The 20,270-nt window shown below is 68.8% G+C and carries 17 protein-coding genes; 6 read left to right on the top strand and 11 right to left on the bottom strand.

The genetic code is table 11. The annotated features are described in order from the left end of the window. Positions 1 to 13 precede the first annotated feature (13 nt). The 5 genes from ACZ53N_RS22705 (at position 14) to ACZ53N_RS22685 (ending at position 4,886) form a co-directional block, all read left to right on the top strand. Positions 14 to 535, top strand: coding sequence for a Jag family protein (locus tag ACZ53N_RS22705; RefSeq protein WP_469142647.1), 522 nt, complete (start codon positions 14 to 16; stop codon positions 533 to 535). A 218-nt stretch (positions 536 to 753) separates the two neighbouring features. Beyond that, the gene (gene rsmG, locus ACZ53N_RS22700) at positions 754 to 1,470 is read left to right on the top strand and encodes a 16S rRNA (guanine(527)-N(7))-methyltransferase RsmG (RefSeq protein WP_130878583.1); all 717 of its coding nucleotides are present in this window, start codon (positions 754 to 756) and stop codon (positions 1,468 to 1,470) included. A 298-nt stretch (positions 1,471 to 1,768) separates the two neighbouring features. Then, positions 1,769 to 2,821, top strand: coding sequence for a ParA family protein (locus ACZ53N_RS22695; protein WP_469142688.1), 1,053 nt, complete (start codon positions 1,769 to 1,771; stop codon positions 2,819 to 2,821). Further along, positions 2,818 to 3,951 carry a ParB/RepB/Spo0J family partition protein gene (locus ACZ53N_RS22690; protein ID WP_469142646.1) on the top strand — a complete coding sequence of 378 codons (1,134 nt, stop codon included), beginning with the start codon at positions 2,818 to 2,820 and terminating at the stop codon, positions 3,949 to 3,951. The genes ACZ53N_RS22695 and ACZ53N_RS22690 overlap by 4 nt, the downstream gene beginning before the upstream one ends. Before the next feature lie 317 nt (positions 3,952 to 4,268). After that, positions 4,269 to 4,886 (top strand): GNAT family N-acetyltransferase, encoded by a 618-nt coding sequence (locus ACZ53N_RS22685; RefSeq protein ID WP_469142645.1) that lies wholly within the window; start codon positions 4,269 to 4,271, stop codon positions 4,884 to 4,886. Positions 4,887 to 5,005: 119 nt separating this feature from the next. On the opposite strand, the gene trxA is transcribed toward ACZ53N_RS22685, so the two are convergent. From trxA to ACZ53N_RS22650, 7 genes are all read right to left on the bottom strand, one after another. Then, positions 5,006 to 5,335 carry a thioredoxin gene (gene trxA, locus ACZ53N_RS22680; RefSeq protein ID WP_469142644.1) on the bottom strand — a complete coding sequence of 110 codons (330 nt, stop codon included), beginning with the start codon at positions 5,333 to 5,335 and terminating at the stop codon, positions 5,006 to 5,008. 55 nt (positions 5,336 to 5,390) lie between these two features. Further along, positions 5,391 to 6,359, bottom strand: coding sequence for a thioredoxin-disulfide reductase (trxB, locus tag ACZ53N_RS22675; protein WP_469142643.1), 969 nt, complete (start codon positions 6,357 to 6,359; stop codon positions 5,391 to 5,393). Between the two features lie 116 nt (positions 6,360 to 6,475). After that, positions 6,476 to 7,480 carry a zf-HC2 domain-containing protein gene (locus ACZ53N_RS22670; RefSeq protein ID WP_469142642.1) on the bottom strand — a complete coding sequence of 335 codons (1,005 nt, stop codon included), beginning with the start codon at positions 7,478 to 7,480 and terminating at the stop codon, positions 6,476 to 6,478. Next, the gene (sigM, locus tag ACZ53N_RS22665) at positions 7,477 to 8,166 is read right to left on the bottom strand and encodes an RNA polymerase sigma factor SigM (RefSeq protein WP_469142641.1); all 690 of its coding nucleotides are present in this window, start codon (positions 8,164 to 8,166) and stop codon (positions 7,477 to 7,479) included. The genes ACZ53N_RS22670 and sigM overlap by 4 nt, the downstream gene beginning before the upstream one ends. Before the next feature lie 30 nt (positions 8,167 to 8,196). Further along, the gene (locus tag ACZ53N_RS22660; protein ID WP_469142640.1) at positions 8,197 to 9,885 is read right to left on the bottom strand and encodes a protein kinase family protein; all 1,689 of its coding nucleotides are present in this window, start codon (positions 9,883 to 9,885) and stop codon (positions 8,197 to 8,199) included. Between the two features lie 109 nt (positions 9,886 to 9,994). Then, the gene (gene murJ, locus ACZ53N_RS22655; RefSeq protein ID WP_469142639.1) at positions 9,995 to 12,220 is read right to left on the bottom strand and encodes a murein biosynthesis integral membrane protein MurJ; all 2,226 of its coding nucleotides are present in this window, start codon (positions 12,218 to 12,220) and stop codon (positions 9,995 to 9,997) included. A gap of 45 nt (positions 12,221 to 12,265) precedes the next feature. Beyond that, on the bottom strand, positions 12,266 to 14,584 hold the full coding sequence (locus ACZ53N_RS22650) for a DUF6049 family protein (protein ID WP_469142638.1): 2,319 nt from the start codon (positions 14,582 to 14,584) through the stop codon (positions 12,266 to 12,268). 209 nt (positions 14,585 to 14,793) lie between these two features. On the opposite strand from ACZ53N_RS22650, the gene ACZ53N_RS22645 reads away from it, so the two are divergent. Beyond that, positions 14,794 to 16,272: a CCA tRNA nucleotidyltransferase gene (locus ACZ53N_RS22645; protein WP_469142637.1), complete on the top strand. Its 1,479-nt coding sequence runs from the start codon at positions 14,794 to 14,796 to the stop codon at positions 16,270 to 16,272. 82 nt (positions 16,273 to 16,354) lie between these two features. On the opposite strand, the gene ACZ53N_RS22640 is transcribed toward ACZ53N_RS22645, so the two are convergent. The 4 genes from ACZ53N_RS22640 to ACZ53N_RS22625 form a co-directional block, all read right to left on the bottom strand. Beyond that, positions 16,355 to 16,882, bottom strand: coding sequence for an LppU/SCO3897 family protein (locus ACZ53N_RS22640; RefSeq protein WP_469142636.1), 528 nt, complete (start codon positions 16,880 to 16,882; stop codon positions 16,355 to 16,357). A 90-nt stretch (positions 16,883 to 16,972) separates the two neighbouring features. Beyond that, positions 16,973 to 18,271 carry an MFS transporter gene (locus tag ACZ53N_RS22635; protein ID WP_469142635.1) on the bottom strand — a complete coding sequence of 433 codons (1,299 nt, stop codon included), beginning with the start codon at positions 18,269 to 18,271 and terminating at the stop codon, positions 16,973 to 16,975. A 107-nt stretch (positions 18,272 to 18,378) separates the two neighbouring features. Then, positions 18,379 to 19,461, bottom strand: coding sequence for an inositol-3-phosphate synthase (locus ACZ53N_RS22630; protein WP_184734799.1), 1,083 nt, complete (start codon positions 19,459 to 19,461; stop codon positions 18,379 to 18,381). A 50-nt stretch (positions 19,462 to 19,511) separates the two neighbouring features. Continuing rightward, positions 19,512 to 20,180 carry a PadR family transcriptional regulator gene (locus ACZ53N_RS22625; protein ID WP_469142634.1) on the bottom strand — a complete coding sequence of 223 codons (669 nt, stop codon included), beginning with the start codon at positions 20,178 to 20,180 and terminating at the stop codon, positions 19,512 to 19,514. Positions 20,181 to 20,270 lie beyond the last annotated feature (90 nt).

Raw genomic sequence — 20,270 nt, 5'->3', positions numbered from 1 at the left:
GAAGGAGTCCACTGTGACGGACACACAGCGTGAGACCGGTGCGGCCGCCGCTGAGGGCACCGACACCTTGTCCCGTCTGGAGCAGGAAGGCGAGATCGCGGCGGATTACCTCGAGGGTCTGCTGGACATCGCCGACCTCGACGGTGACATCGACATGGACGTCGAGGCCGACCGCGCCTCGGTGTCGATCATCAGCGACTCGACCAGCCGTGACCTCCAGAAGCTGGTGGGCCGTGACGGTGAGGTGCTGGAGGCGCTCCAGGAGCTGACCCGGCTCGCGGTGAACCGGGAAACCGGTGACCGCAGCCGCCTCATGCTCGACATCGGGGGCTTCCGCGCCCGTAAGCGCGAGGAGCTCACCGCGCTGGGCGCCAAGGCCGTCGACGAGGCCAAGAGCACCGGTCAGCCGGTGAAGCTCGACCCGATGACTCCTTTCGAGCGCAAGGTCGTCCACGACGCCGTGGCCGCCGCCGGACTGCGCAGTGAGTCCGAGGGCGAGGAGCCCCAGCGCCGAGTGGTCGTACTCCCGGCCTGACCAGGTCCCACTTCCAGGTGTGTACGGCCCCGTCTGCTCGCAGGCGGGGCCGATCCTTGTCAGGCTGATAGTCGGACTCTGGTCTTCTCGTCAGACACTGATCTTCAGAGACTTTCGCTGCGCCGCCATCATGGGTGTGCGGCAGCTTTTGGTGTACAGGGGCTTCCCGACCGTGTGCGGGGCCCCTTAGACAACGTCGTACGGAAGGACGGTTCCCCGTGGAAGAGGCAGCGGAGCTCCCCCCCGCGCCCCCCGAGGCGCAGGCGGTATTCGGCGACCGCTTCCCGGAGGCCGTCCGCTACGCGGAACTGCTTGCCGACGCGGGCGTGAAGCGCGGCTTGATCGGCCCCCGTGAGGTCCCGCGGCTCTGGGAACGGCACCTGCTGAACTGCGCGGTGCTCTCCGAGGCCGTGCCGGACGGTGTGTCGGTGTGCGACGTGGGCTCGGGTGCCGGGTTGCCGGGCATCCCGCTGGCGCTGGTCCGCCCCGACCTCCAGATCACGCTTCTGGAGCCGCTGCTCCGCCGGACGACCTTCCTCCAGGAGGTCGTCGAGCTGCTGGGCCTGGACCACGTCACGGTCGTGCGGGGCCGGGCCGAGGAGATGCTCGGCAAGGTGCAGCCGGTGCATGTGGTGACGGCGCGTGCCGTGGCGCCGCTGGACCGGCTGGCCGGCTGGGGAGTGCCCCTGCTGCGCCCGTACGGCGAGATGCTCGCTCTCAAGGGCGATACGGCCGAGGAAGAGCTCAAGGGCGCCCGGGCGGCGCTGAGCAAGCTCGGAGTCGTCCGTACGTCGGTGCTGCAGGTCGGTGAGGGCATCGTGGATCCGTTGTCCACCGTGGTGCGGGTCGAGGTCGGGGAGAGCCCGGGCGGTGTGCGCTTCGCGGCCAAGCGTGCCAAGGCGGCGCGGGTCAGCCGGACGCGTCGCCGACGCTGATCACGCCGGCCCCGCCTCACTGGGGGTTGTCGATTGCCCGGATCGCCGTGCGGCGACCCGGGCAATGCTCCATACAAGCTGCCAAAACTACGCATAACGGAGTGTCGTCGCGGGGTGGCGCTTCGTGCGGTGCATCGTGTTTCACGTGAAACGCCGCTCTCTCCTCAAAGGAATCATCGGCCGCGGCCGTGCGGCCGCACCGCGCGACCGCCGTCCGGCCCACGACGCGGGTTTGTCCACAGGTAACGTGGATTCATCCACAGGTGAACGGGCCTCGCTGGTTCACGACCCCGAAAGCATGGCAGGCTCTGTTCATTGCGAGCCTGATGTCGAGGAGAGTGAATCCTTGCGGTCCGACGCCAACATCGCGGGGCCGATGGCCGACCCGGTCCCCGGTCCCCGTCCCGCCGACTCCGAGCCAGAGGCTGCCCCCGGTCCCCTGGCTGCCGGGGAGGTCGTTTCACGTGAAACGCCATCTCCCCCGATGCCCAGGCCGGATCAGACCCGGGTGATGGTGGTCGCCAACCAGAAGGGCGGGGTGGGCAAGACCACCACCACCGTCAATCTGGCGGCCTCTCTGGCGCTGCACGGCAACCGGGTGCTGGTCGTCGACCTCGACCCCCAGGGGAATGCCTCCACGGCGCTGGGGATCGACCACCATGCCGATGTGCCCTCGATCTACGACGTCCTCGTGGACAGCAAGGCACTCTCCGAAGTGGTGCAACCGGTCGCTGATGTGGAGGGCTTGTTCTGCGCGCCCGCCACGATCGACCTGGCCGGTGCCGAGATCGAGCTGGTCTCGCTCGTCGCCCGGGAGAGCCGGCTGGACCGGGCGATCAAGGCCTATGAGCAGCCGCTGGACTACATCCTTATCGACTGCCCGCCATCGCTGGGTCTGCTGACGGTCAACGCGCTGGTCGCCGGGGCCGAGGTGCTGATCCCGATCCAGTGCGAGTACTACGCGCTGGAGGGCCTGGGGCAGCTGCTGCGCAACGTCGAGCTGGTGCGGGGGCATCTCAATCCCAAGCTCCATGTGTCGACGATCCTGCTGACCATGTACGACGGCCGGACGAGGCTTGCCTCGCAGGTGGCCGACGAGGTGCGGACCCACTTCGGCAAGGAGGTGCTGCGGACGAGCATCCCGCGCTCGGTCCGTATCTCCGAGGCGCCCAGCTATGGGCAGACGGTTCTTACGTATGACCCGGGTTCCAGCGGTGCGCTGTCCTATCTGGAGGCGGCCCGGGAGATCGCGCTGCGGGGGATCGGCGTGCACTACGACGGCAGCAGGGCCCACCTGGTGGGCCGCCAACATCAGCAAGACCAGCACAGCATGTCGGAGGGGCTTCAGTGAGTGAGCGACGTAGGGGACTGGGCAGAGGACTCGGTGCCTTGATTCCGCCGGCGCCGAAGGGATCGGACAACGGCGGTCCGGCCGTGGTGCCCGGCGCGACGTCGCCGACCGCGGTGCCGGTACTGACGGCCGAGCGGGGGGTGGCCGCCGCGAAGGTGACCACGCTTCCGATGGACGAGGTCTCCGGTGGGTCACCGAGGGGTGCGTCCGTTTCACGTGAAACGGAGGATCGGGCTCCTGCGGCAGCCGAGGTGCCCACGATGGAGGAAGCGGCCGGGGCTCACTTTGCCGAGCTGCCCCTCGACTTCATCACGCCGAACCCTCGGCAGCCCAGGGAGGTCTTCGACGAGGACGCTCTCGCCGAGTTGGTCACCTCGATCCGTGAGGTCGGGCTTCTCCAGCCCGTGGTCGTACGGCAGCTGGCCCCGGAGCGCTATGAGCTCATCATGGGTGAGCGCAGATGGCGTGCGTGCCGTGAGGCCGGACTGGAGAAGATCCCCTCCATCATCCGGGCGACCGATGACGAGAAGCTGCTGCTCGACGCACTCCTGGAGAATTTGCACCGGGCCCAGCTGAACCCGTTGGAAGAGGCCGCCGCCTACGACCAGCTGCTCAAGGACTTCAACTGCACCCATGACCAGCTGGCGGACCGGATCGGTCGCTCGCGTCCGCAGGTCTCGAACACGCTGCGTCTGCTGCGGTTGTCCCCAGCCGTACAGCGTCGGGTCGCGGCCGGGGTGCTGTCGGCCGGACACGCCCGGGCGCTGCTCTCGGTCGATGACTCGGAGGAGCAGGACCGGCTCGCCCACCGGATCGTCGCCGAAGGGTTGTCGGTCCGCGCGGTCGAGGAGATCGTGACGCTGATGGGCTCTCGATCGAAGAGCTCCACGAAGGCGAAGGGGCCCCGAGCGGGGGGCCGGGTTTCCCCGGCGCTGTCCGATCTGGCCTCGCGGCTGTCGGACCGCTTCGAGACCCGGGTGAAGGTGGACCTCGGGCAGAAGAAGGGCAAGATCGTCGTCGAGTTCGCCTCGATGGATGATCTGGAGCGGATCCTTGGCACGCTGGCCCCCGGTGAGGGGCGTGTCCTGGAGCAGAAGCTCACGGGTGCGGAAGAGGACGAGGCGGAGTAGGGCAGCTTTCGCGGGCGTCGCTTCGACGATCGTTTCCGGGGCGGGTCGTGTTTCACGTGGAACACGACCCGCCCTTTGCCATGTCCGGCTATCCGGTCAATCGCCGCGCGGATACCATGCGTTGAGGTATGGCACATCCACGTTGGACACAGTTCACGGAGGGACGGCGCCATGCGAAAGGTGAACCGGGCCGGACTGGTGGCAACAGGATTGGGCCTGGGGGCAGTCGGCGGCTTCGTCGGCAGCTTTCTCAGGGAACGCGGTGCGTTGCACGGAGCCCGGGGTATGACTCGCGAAGGAAGTGAGGTTCTGGCTCCATGGGGCGTCGGCTCGTACCGCTCACGCTGGACAATCTCCCGGATCTCCCCAAGCGCTGTCGCGCCTGCGTCTTCTGGGAGCTGGACCCTGTCAGCGGCGAAGCCGCGCTGAGGGCTGGACGTCCGGAGCTGGAGAAGGAAGCCTGGATCTCCGCCGTGCTGCTGGAGTGGGGATCCTGCGGTCGGGTGGTGTACGTCGACGATGTGGCCGTGGGCTTCGTCCTCTACGCACCGCCGGCCTATGTGCCCCGGTCGACCGCCTTCCCCACGAGCCCGGTCGCTGCGGACGCCGTTCAGTTGATGACCGCATGGCTGATGCCGGGCTATCAGGGGCAGGGGCTGGGCCGGGTGATGGTGCAGACCGCGGCCAAGGACGCGCTGAGGCGGGGCTTCAAGGCGATCGAGGCATTCGGTGACGCCCACTGGTCGGAGTCGGCGTGTGTGCTGCCCGCCGATCATCTGCTGGCCGTGGGCTTCAAGACGGTACGGCCGCACCCCCGCTACCCCCGGCTGCGGCTGGAGCTACGAACGGCGCTCTCCTGGAAGGAGGACGTCGAGCTGGCACTGGACCGGCTGCTCGGGGCGGTGCAGAAGGAACCCGCGCTGCGGCCGCTCTAGAGCTGATCGCTCGAGTCGGTGAAGACGCCGATGGGCCCGCACCTCACAGGAGGTGCGGGCCCATCGGTATGCTGCGGCCCGTTTCACGTGAAACAGCGGGTCACGTAAAACAGGGCTGCTTACTTGGCGCTGATGAAGGCGTCGAGCTCGCGCAGGAGGGCAACCTTCGGCTTGGCACCGACGATCGTCTGGACGACCTCGCCACCCTGGTAGACGTTGAGCGTCGGGATCGACATGACGCCGTACTTCGCGGCCGTGGTCGGGTTCTGGTCGATGTTCAGCTTGACGATCTCGATGTCGTCACCGTGCTCGGCGGCAATCGCCTCCAGGGACGGGGCGATCTGGCGGCACGGGCCGCACCACTCGGCCCAGAAGTCCACGAGGACGGGCTTGTCGCTCTTGAGGACGTCCTCGTCGAAGGTGGCGTCGGTAACGGTCTTGAGAGCCACGGAGGTCTCCTTACATCTTCTCTGCGTGGGGCGGGGGGAGGAGGGGGAGAGTGGGTCAGGCGGTCTTCTCGGGCTCCCGGACGCTGTCGCTGTCCGAGAGGGAGGCGAGGTAGCGCTCGGCGTCCAGGGCGGAGGAGCAGCCCGTGCCGGCAGCGGTGATCGCCTGGCGGTAGGTGTGGTCCACGACGTCGCCCGCGGCGAAAACGCCGGTGAGGTTCGTGCGCGTCGAGGGGGCCGCGACCTTGAGGTAGCCCTCGTCGTCCAGGTCCAGCTGGCCCTTGAACAGCTCGGTGCGCGGGTCGTGACCGATCGCGATGAACAGACCGGTCACCGGCAGCTCGGAGGTCTCACCGGTCTTGAGGTTGCGCAGGGTCAGCCCGGAGAGCTTGTTCTCGCCGTGGATCTCAGCGACCTCGCTGTCCCAGACGAAGGAGATCTTGGGGTCCGCGAAAGCACGCTCCTGCATCGCCTTGCTGGCGCGCAGGGTGTCACGGCGGTGCACGACGGTGACGGACTTGGCGAAGCGGGAGAGGAAGGTGGCCTCCTCCATCGCCGTGTCGCCGCCGCCGATGACGGCGATGTCCTGGTCCTTGAAGAAGAACCCGTCACAGGTGGCGCACCAGGAGACACCGCGGCCGGAGAGCTCGTCCTCGCGGGGCAGGCCGAGCTTGCGGTGCTGAGAGCCGGTGGTGACGATCACGGCCTTGGCGCGGTGGACGGTGCCGGCGGAGTCGGTGACCGTCTTGATCTCGTCGCTGAGGTCGACCGCGATGACGTCGTCCGGGATCAGCTCGGCGCCGAAACGCTCGGCCTGGGCCCGCATGTTGTCCATCAGGTCGGGGCCCATGATGCCGTCACGGAAGCCCGGGAAGTTCTCCACATCGGTCGTGTTCATCAGCGCGCCACCGGCCGTCACGGCGCCCTCGAAGACCAGCGGCTTCAGAGAGGCACGGGCGGTGTAGAGCGCGGCCGTATAGCCCGCAGGCCCGGAACCGATGATGATCACGTTGCGGACGTCGCTCACGGGTGTCTTCCTTGTCTCTGCCGACTGCTGTCTGGGGTCCTGAGGGGTTCACCCCACCCAACGGATCCTACGGGGCGAGCATTCCCGACAGGGGACAGCTCACGTGGAGAGACGGCTCAACCACGCGGCACGGTCTGGTCCGCCAGCACCTTTCCGGGCGACGAGGGCGAGGCGGTGACGCAGGTGGCGGAGACCACATAAGCATCGACGAGTGCCTCGTTCCCGGGGTGCGGGAGGACGACGAGGTACGCCTCCTCGCCCTTGTACCGCTCCGGATGCGCGGCCAGGATCGCGTCCGACCGCTTGGTGCCCTGCTGCACACAGGCCGGGGCAGTGGTGCCTGAACCGAACAGCTTCGTGTTGGGGGAGTTCGGGGCGCTCATCCCCCGCGTCTCGGCGTTCTCGGCGCCCTTCTGCTTCTCCAGCAGGTCGTGAACGCGCGTCTTCAGTTCACCGGAGCCGAGAACGATCGCCGTCGAGGACGGAGCGGCCTGGGGGGTGCCTGATTGGCCGTCGCTGCCACCGTTCAGCGCGAAGAAGCTGCCCGCGCCAAGGACGGCCGCCGCACAGGCGGAGCCGAGCAGCACCTTCGGCCAGCGGCGGGCCCGACGGCCGCGCGGCCCGGAGGGCGTGGACGTCTGCCGACCGGGGCCGGTGGTGGCGCGAGGCCTGGCCGGGGGACGATCACCTGTTTCACGTGAAACGGACCCGGGACCAACAGCCACGGAGCCGACGGACCCAGGACCGACGGACACGGGGCCACTCAACACGGTTTCACGTGAAACGAGGCTTCCCACGCTCTCTGTGTTCTCTCCGGCTTCCCCGCCTGCCGCGCCTTGAGCGGTGGTCGTGGTCGCAGGCGCGGTGGCCGCGAGGAGTGCTTCGGCCGCCAGTGCCGCGTCGATCCGGCCGGCGACATCCGTCGGCATCCGGAGGGGGCCGGGAAGTGTCCCGAGCAGCCCGCGGATCTCGTCCAGAGAGTTCCGTACGTCGTCGCACAGCTCGCAGTCGGCCAAGTGCTCCCGCACATCGGCGGTCCGTGAGGGGGAGAGGACACCCTCGGCGAGTGCGGAGATCTCCGCGACCTCCGGGTGCTCATCCGTGCCGGTCGTTGAAGTCACGCTCGCCCACCTCCGTCCTTCACTGGATCCGCGTCGTTCTGTCCTGCCGGTGGTGGGACGGACGTCCCCGGCGACCGGTTCCTTCCCCCCTCGATGGGTGGGCTACCCCTGCCACCGGGGCGCAGATGGGTGAGCATCGGCAACAACCGGGCCCGTCCCCGGGCGCATCTGCTCTTCACCGTGCCGGTGGGGACGTCCAGGACCTTCGCCGCCTCGGCGACGGGATAGCCCTGCATATCGACGAGAACGAGGGCGGCACGCTGCTCGGGGGGCAGTGTGGCCAGGGCCTGGAGCAGTTCGCGGTGCAGATCGCCACGCTCCGCCGGGGCGGCCGCGGACTCATGGGGTTCGAGGAGTTGCTCGAGCCGCTCGGTCTCGGCGAGCGGCGAGGTACGTCGTGAGGCGGCCTTGCGGGCCCGGTCCAGGCAGGCGTTGACGGTGATGCGGTGAAGCCAGGTGGTCACGGCGGACTGCCCACGGAAGGTGTGCGCGGCCCGGTAGGCGGAGACCAGCGCGTCCTGGACGGCGTCGGCGGCCTCTTCCCGGTCGCCGAGCGTACGCAGCGCCACCGCCCAGAGCCGGTCGCGGTGGCGCCGCACTATCTCGCTGAAGGCGTCGGGGTCGCCTTTGACGTGCATGGTGAGGAGATCGGCGTCGCTCGCACCGCCACATGTGACGTCGTCCAACGTCGAGTCCCTCCCCCTGGGGCCTGGCGGCTAACTGGTCACCTTGATTTCCGAGATCTTGCCGCGGTAATCGCCCTCAGCGGTCTGCGGAAGGTTCGTCAGCCAGACCAAAACGTACCGCGCCTTGAGACCCTTGCCCTTGAGATTTACATCCGTACCGGACCCCTTGGTGACCGCATTGAAGTCGTCGAGGGAACCGGGCATGACGTCGTCCGATGAGGTGGACGCCCTCAACTCGACCGACGTGGCACCGCCGACGAAGGTCACCTTCACATTCCCGACCTGTTGCGTCTTGCCCAGGTCCAGAATGATGCCGACGCCGGGCTTGAGGTTGCCGAAGTTGGAGTGTCCCACGTAGGCGTCGGTCGACCAGGCGGTGTTCGGGTCGCCGTCGTATGCCTTGGGGAGGTCGCGCGGCTTCTCCTGTCCATCGCCCCGTGGGTCGAAGTCCTTCGCCCGCTGAATGTCGATCGGCTTGCCGGGCTTCCCCTTCGGCATACCGTCACCGGTCGACTGCGAGTGCTGGTCGTCCTTCGACTCGCTCCCGTCCTTCAGGAGCGTGTCCGCGAGCTGCCAGCTGCCGAGGCCCAAGGCCGCGATGAGAAGGGCCGAGACGCTCCACTTGAGCGCCCTGCCCGTGCGGCTCTGGAGCGGGGGCGGGGGGACGGCCACGGGCTGGGTGGCGCGGCCGGGGTGCTGCGGCGGCTGACCGTACGTGCCGCGCTGATAGTTCGTCCGCTGATAGGCCGGAGGAGTGGCGAAGGCCGATTCCGGCGGCCGGATGCGCGGCATCGCGGCCACCGCCTTGGCCAGTTCTTCCGGAGTCGTGCACGGTTGTTCCTGCCGTGACGCGGTGGCCCCGTCATTGACGAGTGCGCGCATCGCGAGCTCGGAGAGGCCGCGGTGGACGCCGGCGCGGACCTGGTCGGGGGCGATGAGGCCGACGCCCTTGGGCAGCCCGGACAGCCCGTGGGCGTTGCTCTCGTAGGGCCAGCGCTGGGTGAGGGCGGCGTACAGCAGTGCGCCGATGGCCTCGGTGTCGGTGCGCTGGGGGTGTTCGGAGGTGATCCCCCGGAGGGCGGCCATGACGGCGAGGCCGCGGATCCGGTACTGCCCGGACTCGGTACGCAGCACGGAGCCGGGGTGAAGCCGCAGATGGGCGAGGCCCTCGCGGTGGGCGGCCGCCATGGCCTGGGACACCTGGCTCACGAGCTGGTAGGCGTCGTGCGGCTCCATGGGGCCCGCGGCGAGCAAGGGAGTCAGTTCGGTGGCGTCGGGCAGCCACTCGTGGACGACGTAGACGAGGTCGTTCTCCTCGACGGCGTCGAGGACCTGCACGAAGCGCGGGTCGCCGAGCAGTGCGGCCGAGCGGGCCGCGGCGAGCACCGGGCGGGCTCGCGGGTGGTCCGCCGGCAGCAGGTGGACGCCGACGGCGCGGCGCAGTTTCTCGTCGACCGCACGCCAGCTGCTGAATCCCTCCAGACGGGTGACGCACTCCTCCAAGCGGTACCGCTTGGCGAGCTTGTGACCGCTGTGCAGCTCGGGCGGTTGTGCGGCGCGCGCGGGGCTTTCGGGCTCCGCGCGCTCGGTGTCCTTGTGTGTGCCGACCTTGTTCTCGGCCTCCACCCCGTCGGTCGTGGCCTTGTCCGCCTTGGCGGTCAGCGGCTTGTCACCGCTGTTGTCAGCCACGTCGACGGCAGCCGTGCTCCGTTCCGCCACCGTCGTTCCTGCCTCCCCATCCGTTGCACGCCGTCCACAGCCACGACAATTGTGCCCACAGTCCGGCGCTATGCACGACACGCGGCGGCGGGCGATGGTTGTGCTCCCGTCAGCGGCCGAGCCGTCCACGGACCATACCGACCATGGCAGTCAGCTCCTCGATGCGCATCCGCTTCGCGGCGATGTAGAACACGATGATCAGGATGAGACCACCACCGGCCAAGGCGGCGAGCGATCCGAGAGCACCGCTGCCGAGAACCTGACCGATTCCGTACGCGATGGCTCCGCCGATCAGGGCAGCGGGGATGCACGCGCCGATGAGGCGGGCGTAGGTACGGACGACGTGCGAGCCGTCCAGGTCGCCGCCCAGTCGGTTACGCAGTCGGCGCCAGGCGACACCGACACCGATGGCGTACCCCAGCCCGTAGGACGCGGCCATGCCGGCCACGGCCCAGCGGGCGGGCAGTGCGAAGTAGGCCAGGGTCGAGGCCGCGGCGTTGACGGCGGCGACGATCACCGTGTTGTAGAAGGGGGTCCGGGTGTCCTCGTAGGCGTAGAAGCCGCGCAGGATCACGTACTGGATCGAGTACGGGATGAGCCCGAGGCCGAAGGCCATCAGCACGTAGCCGATGTTGGTGGCGCCGTCCGATCCGGAGCCGGAGAACATCAGCGTGGCCATGGGGAGGCCGAGCGCGAGGAACGCGAACGCGCAGGGCACGATGGCGACGGCCGAGGTGCGCAGGCCGTAGGAGATGTCGTCGCGGACGGCGCTGACCTCCCCGTCGTGCGCGGCACGGGAGATACGGGGCAGGACCGCGGTCATCACCGAGACCGTGATGATGGCCTGCGGCATCTGCCAGAGCTGCAGGGCGAAGTTGTACGCGGTGATGCCGGTGCCGGGGTGGCCGGCCTTGTCGGCGATGTCACCGGCGCGGGTGGCGAGCTGGGTGACGACCACCATGCCGAGCTGGTTGGCGAGGACGAAGAAGAACGTCCACTTGGCGAGGCCCGCGGCCTTGCCGAGGCCGTGGCCGCGCCAGTCGAAGCGGGGACGGATCCGGAAGCCCGCGTCACGCAGGTACGGGATCATCGCCAGGGCCTGGACGGCGAGGCCCAGCAGCGTGCCGATGCCGATCAGCCGGACGGCCTCGGGGGTGATGGAGGCGGTACCCATGCCACTGGCGGAGGCGGTGCCGAAGACCCAGATGAAGGATCCGAAGGTGGCGATGATGACGATGTTGTTGAGGACCGGGGTCCACATCATCGCGCCGAAGTGTCCGCGCGCGTTGAGGATCTGGCCCAGGACCACGTGCAGGCCCATGAAGAACATGGTCGGCAGGCAGTAGCGGGCGAACGCCACGGCCACGTCCATCTGGTCCGGGTGGGACGCGATGCTCGGCGACATCATCCGGATGAAGAGCGGTGCGCCGAGGACACAGACGGTGGTCACGGCGCCCAGGAGGACCACGACCAGGGTGAGGAGACGGTTGGCGTAGGCCTCGCCGCCGTCCTCGTCGTTCTTCATCGCCCGCACGAGCTGCGGAATGAAGACCGCGTTCAGCGCGCCGCCGCCGACGAGGATGTAGATCATCGTCGGCAGGGTGTTGGCGACCTGGTAGGTGTCGCTGAGGGTGGCCACGCCGATCGCGGCCGCCATGACGAGGTTGCGGACGAAGCCGAGGATCCGGGAGACCAGGCTGCCCGCCGCCATCAGGGCGCTCGACTTCAGCAGGCTGGATGCCTTGCCGCCGCCCTTCGGCTTGGCCGCGGGCGGCGCCGCCGGTTCCGGCTCGGGGTCCGGGGTGGGGGGCTGCGGGGGCGCCGGGTACTGCCCGGGGGACGGGATCTGCTGGCCGGACGGGCGCGGCGGCTCGTACGGCTGCTGCTGGTCGCGGTACAGGTGCGCGAAGGCGTCGCGCTCGGGGCGCTCGTCCGAGGCCTGACCGACGAGGCCGCCCACCCCGGCGAACTGGGTGGTGGGCTCGTCGCCGTACGGCCGCGCGGGAGCCTCCGGCTGGTGCGGTGGCGCGGGTGCCCACAGCCGGGGGTCGGGGCCCTGCTGGGACGCGGGCGGCTGCTGGTAGAGCGGCTGGGTGGGCTGGTAGGGACCGGGCGCCGGGGGGTTCGTGGCCCTGTCGTAGAGCGCGTCGGTCACCGGGTCCTGCGCGGCCGGGTCGTGCTCCGGGTAGGGGTTCGAGGAGTACGCGTCCTGGAGATAGGGGTCCTGGGCGTACGGCCGCCCCTGGCGGCCCGGGGCAGGCTGGCGCGGCGGGTACGGGTCCCGCTGCTCACCGTCCGCGCCCTGACCGCGGTCACCGTCGTACGGCGCGTTCATCGCTACCCCACCTCATCGTCCGCGGCCGTCCGGCCCCACTACACGTCAACGGTCCACTTTCTCACCTGAGCCGGATGGGTCACTGTTCTGCGATCCGGTGTCCGGGTCCGGGTCACCCGGCTGCTCGGGACGGCCGTCGTCCGGCCCGCTGTCCCCGGTGTCTCCCGCGTCACCGTCCGGCCCGTCGCCCTCGGGACCGCGAGCGGCGGACCGCTTGCGTCGCTGGAGGTAGATACGGAGCCCGGCGAGAACCAGAAGGAGCACACCACCGGCGATGACCAGGAGCACCATAGGGGTGATGGACGTGACATGCACAGTGAACTTCACCGGGGCGCCGTAGGGCTCACCGTCGTCCGTGTAGAGCTGGGCGGTGACCTGGACGGGACCGTTGGCGTTCGCGCGGGTCTCGAATTTGACCGTCTGGCTGCGCCCGCCCTCGATCTTGACGTCCTGGGACTCGTCGACCTTGAGGCGATTGGGCTGGCTGGACTTCAGGACCAGGTTCAGGCCGTCGATCCGTTGCAGCAGACCGTTGTGGACCGATACCGGGATCGTCGCGCTGCGCCCGGAGAGGGTCATGTCGGACTTGCTGATGAGATTGACCGTGCGGGTCAGCTGGTCCAGATAGGACTGCACGGCGTTGCGGAAGTCCGCGGCACCACGGCGGTCGCCGCGCCAGGACGTGGACATCTCCCGCATGATCGCGCTGCCGAACGGGGTGACCACTCGGTCCTGGGACGTCAGGATCACCTTGAAGCTGTCCAAGGCGTTCTGGGTCCGTTGGATCTCCTGGAACGCCTCGGTGGTCAGCTCCTGCGCGCGCAGCGAGCCCGGATACGAGCCGGGGCCGGGCACCTGCTGGTTCGCGGACGCGTCCGGCTTGGCCTTCGCGGCGTCCCCGAGGTCGCGGGGCTGCGTCCAGCGGCCGTCCGACAGCGCGCCGATCGCGGTGGCCATCGCTTGTGCCTGGCTGGTCGTGGGCATCCGCTGCGGGGCCACGACGATGCTGCGCTCGTCGTCCGGGGCCTGCTTGTTGATCAGGAGGCTCTGGGCCAGGAACCGCTGTACGGCGAGCGAGGCGTCGTGGGCCCGCAGCATGTCGCCCTGGAAGACGGTGGAGAGCCGCGCGTCCGCGACGACGGCCGTGTTGCCGCTGCCGATCTGCCGGGCGGCCGAGGGGGTGTAAGGGGTTCCGGCGGGGTCGCGGAGGCTGTCGCTGCGGGCGATGACGTTGTGGGCACCGGCCGAGGTGGCGACGTCGACGATCGAGGTGTCCACCGCGCCGTCGACGGGCCAGGCGAAGTCCGTGCGCGGCTTCACACCGAGGATGGTCTCCACGGTGGTCGAGGCCAGCTCGGTGGCGGACTGGAGGTGGCTCAGGATGCCCGAGACGTCCTTGCCGCGGTGGGCGAGCGAGGCGAGGTCCGGATCACCGAAGGGCAGCGCCACCACCTGGTGGCCCGCCACCGCGTCCTGGAGCTTGTTGAGCCACTGCTTGGCGACCGCCTGCCCCTTGCCGGGGGTGCTCTTGCCCTCCGGAGCGTCGATCTCGTAGCTCTTGGTCATGGCCTCGACCGTGGCGAGCAGATCCGGGTCGATCACCCAGGTGATCGGCAGGCTCTTGCCCAGCGTGACGAGCTGGTACAGCCGGCCGCCCGGCGCCAGCTCCGCGGTGAGGTCGTCATTGGGGAAGATGGGTGTCTGCTGTTGGTCCGACTCGGTGCGCGCGGTCAGGCGGGTGGCGGAGATGAGCGGCCACATGAACGTGACCTGGGTCTTCTTGCCCTCGGTGGCGGACGGCTGCCAGGGGAGCACGGTGCGCTGTATTCCCAGCACCCGCTCGAACGGCTGGTCGCTGGACTGTCCGGAGAGGGAGACGCCGAGCTGGTAGACGCCGTCGCGGCCGAGCTCCAGATCCTTCGCCGGGACGGAGAGGGTGAAATCCCGGCTGACCCCGGGGAGCAGCTTGTCGATCTTCTGCCGGTGGTTGCCGCCGACCTCGTTGCCATCGGTGCCCGCTGAGTAACCGGTCCGCTGACCGAGATCGTCGATGTCGCTGCGGCCGCTGATCTGAGGTCCCACCCGCAGGGCCACATGGGCGCCGAAGATCGTCGACTTGCCGTGGTTGGTGACCGTGCCGGAGATGGTGAGCGTGTCGCCCTGCTTCGGGGCCACGGGGGTCATCGAGTCCACGGCCACACCGACCGTGCGGGAGCCACCGGTGTCCGCGTGCGCGGCGGGGGCCGTCGGCAGCTGTACGAGCCCGAGGACCAGCAGCACTCCCAGGAGCAGTGTCGCGGTGTGCCGGAACCACCGGCAGGCAGGAGCGGACCTCGTCCCCTGGAACTCTGCCGCCTCGGCCACGCGCTCGCCCGTCCCTCGTCGTCGTCAGTGGTCGTCGGTTGTGCGTCCACGAATGGTAACGAGGCCTGCTGTGACGAAGTGCTGCGGACCGCTGTACAAGATCGCTGTCATGGCCCGATGTCCCGGCTGCGCCTGGTTTGCGGGGGCCGATGGCCCGTGCCCGGGAACGAAGAGGCCCTCGCGCGCGCGGCCACGTACCCTCTTCTGTTGTGTCGAATGCCAACAATGACAGCCTCACCCCGCCGTCGACGAACGAGCTCAGCCAGGTGCAGCGACGTGCCGTGAGTGAGCTCCTGCGGGTATCCCCCGTAGCCGACGACCTCGCCCGCCGATTTCAGGAGGCCGGGTTCACTCTTGCCCTGGTCGGCGGGTCGGTGCGGGACGCGCTGCTCGGCCGGCTCGGCAATGACCTGGACTTCACGACGGACGCCCGCCCGGACGATGTACTGAAGATCGTCCGCCCCTGGGCCGACGCGGTCTGGGAGGTGGGCATCGCCTTCGGGACCGTGGGCTGCCGTAAATCAGACTTTGAGATTGAGATCACGACATATCGTTCGGAAGCCTACGACCGGACGTCGCGGAAGCCCGAGGTCTCCTACGGCGACTCCATCGAGCAGGATCTCGTCCGTCGTGACTTCACCGTCAACGCGATGGCCGTGGCGCTCCCGGAGAAGGAGTTCATCGACCCGCACAACGGCCTGGAGGACCTGGCCGCGCGCGTCCTGCGCACCCCGGGCACCCCGGAGGAGTCCTTCTCCGACGACCCGCTGCGCATGATGCGTGCCGCGCGCTTCGCCGCGCAGCTGGACTTCGAGGTCGCGCCCGAGGTCGTCGAGGCGATGACGGCCATGGCCGACCGCCTGCAGATCGTGTCGGCCGAGCGGGTCCGCGACGAGCTGAACAAGCTGCTCCTCTCCGAGAACCCCCGTAAGGGCCTGCGGCTGCTGGTCGACACCGGCATGGCCGACCTCGTGCTGCCGGAACTGCCGGCCCTGCGCCTGGAGAGCGACGAGCACCACCGGCACAAGGACGTCTACGAACACTCGCTGACCGTCCTGGAACAGGCCATCGACCTCGAGGCCCCTCGTGATCAGCCTGGGGGCGGCCCCGACCTCGTGCTGCGTCTTGCCGCGCTGCTGCACGACATCGGCAAGCCGAGGACGCGCCGTTTCGAGAAGGACGGCCGGGTCTCCTTCCACCACCACGAGGTGGTGGGCGCGAAGATGACCAAGGCCCGGATGACGAAGCTCAAGTACTCCAATGAGCTGATCAAGGACGTCTCCAAGCTCGTCGAGCTGCACCTGCGCTTCCACGGCTACGGAACGGGCGAGTGGACCGACTCGGCCGTGCGCCGCTATGTCCGCGACGCCGGCCCGATGCTGGAACGCCTGCACAAGCTGACACGGTCCGACTGCACGACGCGGAACAAGCGGAAGGCGAATGCGCTGTCGCGCGCGTACGACGGGCTCGAGGAGCGCATCGCCCGGCTGCAGGAGCAGGAAGAGCTGGACTCGATCCGGCCGGACCTGGACGGCAACGAGATCATGGAGATCCTCGCCGTCGGGCCCGGCCCGCAGGTCGGCAAGGCGTACAAGCACCTGCTGGAGCTGCGCCTGGAGCACGGCCCGATGGGACACGACGCGGCGGCCGCGGCGCTCAAGGAATGGTGGGCCGCACAGGAGGCCTGAGCAGGAGCTCGTGTTTCACGTGAAACATGACGGAGCCGGGTGACGTTTCACGTGAAACGTCACCCGGCTCCGTCATATCCGGCTACTTGGTACCGGCTTCCTTGTTGTCGCTGAAGCACAGGACGAAGGAGTCGCTGCCGCGCGACTGCTCGTAACCACCCGTGGCGCCTTCCACGGCGGAGCAGGTGGCCATGGCCGACTTCGCCCCGTCGACCTTCTTGATGACCTTGTACTTCGCCTTGGCGTCCTTGCAGTCGACGACCTCGACGTCCGGCTTGGTGGTGGTGCCGGAGTTCATGACGCAGTCGCCGACGGCTGCGGTGTCCGCGTCGTCACGCGAGGCGATCCAGCCGACCACCGCCATGATGATGACGACGACCGGTATGCCGAACTTGCGAATCATCTTGAGCTTGGAGCGACGCGGAGCCGGCGGCACCGGGGCGCCGGGGAAGCCCTGCGGCGCCATCGGCTGCTGGGCGTACGGGCCGGGCTGCTGACCGTACGGGCCCCCCTGCGGCGGCTGGCCGTAAGGCGCCTGCGGCTGCTGGCCGTATGCGTTTCCACCCTGCTGGGCGAACGGGTTCTGGTTCTGCGGCGGCGGAGTGGTCACGTGAAATCCCTCGGGCTGAAGCCGGATCCGGTCGGAGTGCAGCACGTAAGGTACCTGTAAAGAAACCGGCCACTCGGACATTTCCGCAGCTCAGAGGCGGCTGTAGCCTTGATGTGACACGGAACGGCGACGAAAACCTGTCATAGCCACAGCAATTGCCGCGTAGATCACGGCCACCGTTACCACCAGAACGGCCGACCGGCCGTCAGGTGGCAGCATCAGGGCGGCCACCCCGGCCGCTCCCACGAACGCGACGTTGAACAGCACGTCGTAGAGCGAGAAGACCCGGCCCCGAAAGGCGTCGTCGACGGACGACTGGACCACCGTGTCCGTGGAGATCTTCGCTCCCTGGGTGACGAGTCCGAGGACGAAGGCGCCGATCAGCGTCGGGACGCGCTCGAAGGGGAGGCCCAGAGCGGTTTCGAGGAGCGCCGCGGCCGCGGCGCAGACCACTATCCAGCCGAGCGGGCCGAACCGGGCGGATGCCCATGGGGTGATGACGGCAGCCGCGAAGAATCCCGCGCCGGACACGGCCACGGCGAGGCCCAACAGGGCGAGTCCTTGGGCGTCGTCGTCGGTCCACGCGTACCGGCAGAGCATCAGCAAAGTGACCGTCAGCGCGCCGTAGCAGAACCGCATCAGGGTCATCGCGCCCAGCGCCCGGGCGGCGGTGGGGCGCTCGGCCAGATGGCGCAGCCCTGCGGTCAGCCCCCTCGCGGTGGCCAACACCGTGGTGCCCAGGGGCGCCCGCACCGGTGGGGCGTCCGGCCCCAACAGGCCCACGGGCATGCACAGTGAGGAAAGCGCTGCGCACAAGTACAAGGCCGCGCCCAGAAGCACGACCAGCGCGTCGGACGCATGGCCTTCGGGGGAGCCCAGGCGTACGGCTAAGGCGAGGCCGCCGCCCGCGGTGGCGGCGATCGTACCGGCGGTCGGGGAGAGGGCGTTGGCCATGACCAGGCGTTCGCGTGAGTCGACGACGCGGGGCAGGGCAGCCGAGAGACCGGCGAGGACGAAGCGGTTGACGGCGGTGACCGACAGCGCGGAGACGTAGAAGAGCCAGCCGGGGACGGGGGCGACCATGAGCAGCGCGGTGCCGATGGTCAGAGCGGCTCGCAGGAGATTGCCGTGGAGCAGCACTTGGCGTCGGCGCCAGCGGTCCAGCAGGACGCCGGCGAACGGGCCCAACAGCGAATAGGGCAGCAGGAGGACGGCCATGGCGGAGGCGATGGCCGCCGGTGAGGCCTGCTTCTCGGGCGAGAAGACGACGTAGGTGGCGAGCGCGACCTGATAGACACCGTCGGCCGACTGGGACAGCAGCCGGACGGCCAGCAGACGGCGGAAATCGCGCAGACGCAGCAGGACGCGCAGATCACGCACAACAGGCATGCCGAACAGCCTCACACACCACACAGGCCCCCGGGTGGATTACCCGGGGGCCTGCGGGGAAGCGGAGTGTGGCCGCGGCGCGCTCAGCGTGCCGCGTCAGGCCTCGCTCAGCGCTCGACCTCGCCCTTGATGAACTTCTCGACGTTCTCCAGGGCCTCGTCGTCGAAGTACTGCACCGGCGGCGACTTCATGAAGTACGAGGACGCGGAGAGGATCGGGCCACCGATGCCGCGGTCCTTGGCGATCTTCGCGGCGCGCACGGCGTCGATGATGACACCCGCGGAGTTCGGGGAGTCCCACACCTCGAGCTTGTACTCGAGGTTCAGCGGGACGTCGCCGAAGGCACGGCCCTCGAGACGCACGTACGCCCACTTGCGGTCGTCCAGCCAGGCCACGTAGTCCGACGGGCCGATGTGGACGTTGTCCTCGCCCAGCTCGCGGTCGCGGATCTGCGAGGTGACGGACTGCGTCTTGGAGATCTTCTTGGACTCCAGGCGGTCACGCTCGAGCATGTTCTTGAAGTCCATGTTGCCGCCGACGTTCAGCTGCATGGTGCGCTCGAGGCGGACACCGCGGTCTTCGAAGAGCTTCGCCATCACACGGTGCGTGATGGTGGCGCCGACCTGCGACTTGATGTCGTCGCCGACGATCGGGACGCCCGCCTCGGTGAACTTGTCCGCCCACTCCTTGGTACCGGCGATGAAGACCGGCAGAGCGTTGACGAAGGCGACCTTGGCGTCGATGGCGCACTGCGCGTAGAACTTCGCAGCGTCCTCGGAGCCGACCGGCAGGTAGCAGACCAGGACGTCGACCTGCTTGTCCTTGAGGACCTGGACGATGTCGACCGGGGCCTCGGCGGACTCCTCGATGGTCTGGCGGTAGTACTTGCCCAGACCGTCGTAGGTGTGGCCGCGCTGGACGGTGACACCCGAGGACGGCACGTCGCAGATCTTGATGGTGTTGTTCTCGCTGGCGCCGATGGCGTCCGCGAGGTCGAGGCCGACCTTCTTCGCGTCGACGTCGAACGCGGCCACGAACTCCACATCACCGACGTGGTAGTCGCCGAACTGCACGTGCATCAGACCCGGCACGCGGCCGTTCGGGTCGGCGTCCTTGTAGTACTCGACGCCCTGAACCAGCGAGGCGGCGCAGTTGCCCACGCCTACGATGGCTACGCGAACCGAACCCATTCCGGTTGCTCCCTGTTTGTACTCGACAAAGCCCTGCGGAAATGCAGAGCTCACTTGGCGGTGTCATCGGACGGATCCGGCCGGGAAGAACCCCGGTGCCGGGGCAGGCCGTCCGTATCCCCGGTTGTGTCCTGCGCGGCGGAGCCGTTGCGCTGGTCGCGCCCGGCCCGCTCGCTCTCGATCAGCTCGTTCAGCCAGCGGACCTCACGCTCCACCGACTCCATGCCGTGACGCTGGAGCTCGAGGGTGTAGTCGTCCAGCCGCTCGCGGGTACGGGCCAGGGAGGCGCGCATCTTCTCGAGGCGCTCCTCCAGCCGGCTGCGGCGGCCTTCCAGCACCCGCATCCGCACGTCCCGCGAGGTCTGCCCGAAGAACGCGAAGCGGGCGGCGAAGTGCTCGTCCTCCCACGCGTCCGGGCCGGTGTGGGCGAGGAGCTCTTCGAAGTGCTCCTTGCCCTCCGCCGTCAGGCGGTAGACGATCTTCGCCCGTCGGCCGGCCAGTGATGCCGCGAGGGCATCCTCCGGAGCGCTGCCGGGCTCCTCGATCAACCATCCGTTGGTGACCAGAGTCTTCAGGCAGGGGTAGAGGCTGCCGTAGCTGAACGCACGGAACACCCCGAGTGAGGTGTTGAGGCGTTTGCGCAGCTCATAGCCGTGCATCGGAGACTCGCGGAGCAGGCCGAGGACGGCGAACTCAAGGATGCCGGAGCGTCTGCTCATGTCCCGCCTCCTTGGTCCTCTACGTCCCTTATGCCGAGCTGATGTATCGACTCGATACATCCAGACGATAGAACGAGCGTCCTGTTGCGA

This window comes from Streptomyces sp. NPDC033229 (genome assembly GCF_055576875.1).
The sequence above is the reverse complement of the archived record's forward strand: the minus strand, read 5'-3'. Positions and strand labels throughout refer to the sequence as shown.

Bases quoted from the DNA above. Each gene is read 5' to 3' on its own strand.
- murJ (WP_469142639.1), bottom strand. From the start codon at position 12,220: ATGAACGCGCCGTACGACGGTGACCGCGGTCAGGGCGCGGACGGTGAG.
- ACZ53N_RS22625 (WP_469142634.1), bottom strand. From the start codon at position 20,180: ATGAGCAGACGCTCCGGCATCCTTGAGTTCGCCGTCCTCGGCCTGCTC.
- ACZ53N_RS22695 (WP_469142688.1), top strand. From the start codon at position 1,769: ATGGCAGGCTCTGTTCATTGCGAGCCTGATGTCGAGGAGAGTGAATCC.
- ACZ53N_RS22685 (WP_469142645.1), top strand. From the start codon at position 4,269: ATGGGGCGTCGGCTCGTACCGCTCACGCTGGACAATCTCCCGGATCTC.
- ACZ53N_RS22635 (WP_469142635.1), bottom strand. From the start codon at position 18,271: ATGCCTGTTGTGCGTGATCTGCGCGTCCTGCTGCGTCTGCGCGATTTC.
- ACZ53N_RS22630 (WP_184734799.1), bottom strand. From the start codon at position 19,461: ATGGGTTCGGTTCGCGTAGCCATCGTAGGCGTGGGCAACTGCGCCGCC.